The organism is Micromonospora sp. M51 (genome assembly GCF_018070305.1).
Classification (GTDB): domain Bacteria; phylum Actinomycetota; class Actinomycetes; order Mycobacteriales; family Micromonosporaceae; genus Micromonospora; species Micromonospora parva.
Genome location: NZ_JAGPXZ010001377.1, coordinates 1 through 681 on the forward strand (window position 1 = coordinate 1; position 681 = coordinate 681).

General features: G+C 74.4%; 1 protein-coding gene. It reads left to right on the forward strand.

The features are described from left to right. Window positions 1-192 precede the first annotated feature (192 nt). Window positions 193-681, forward strand: a 489-nt coding sequence (locus KBX53_RS34935) for an FAD-dependent oxidoreductase (RefSeq protein WP_247676643.1), incomplete at its 3' end; no start/stop codon positions are given.

Genomic DNA, 681 nt, shown 5'->3' on the forward strand with positions numbered 1-681 from the left:
GTCACCGCCGGAGGCGGGAGCCGGTCGGAGATTCCGGTCACCTTCGCGCGCCACTCCCCCGCACCGGCGAGCGTCGTGCGGCGCGGCGACCAGCGGGCACCGGCGCACCAGATTTGTCGACGCCGACGTGCCCGCTCATCCTTGGGCCATGACCGATCCCGGACACCCGAGGCGCGCGCCGCGGGGGCACCGATGAGCACCGCCATGGCCCGGGTGCCCGACTCCCTCCGAGGGCAGATCGTCACGCCCGGCGACCGCCGGTACGCCAACCTGCGCTCGACGTACACCAGGTCGGCGTCGCCGGCCGCCGTCCTGCTGCCGAAGACCACCGCCCAGGTGGTCGACGCGCTCCGCTACGCCCGCGAGCAGCGGCTGCCCATCGCGGTCCGCAGCGGCGGGCACGGCCTGTCCGGGGCCTCGTCGAACAACGGTGGGATGGTCATCGACCTGTCCATGCTCAACCGGGTTCAGGTGATCGACGAGCGGGCCGGGCTGGTCCGGGTCGAGGCCGGTGCCCGCTGGGCGAACGTCGCGAAGGCGTTGGCCCCGTACGGCCTGGTGATCAGTTCGGGTGACTACGGCGGCGTCGGGGTCGGCGGCCTGGCCACCGGCGGTGGTGTCGGCTGGCTGGTCCGCGCGCACGGCCTGACCGTCGACCGGGTCCGCGCCGTCGAGGTGGTG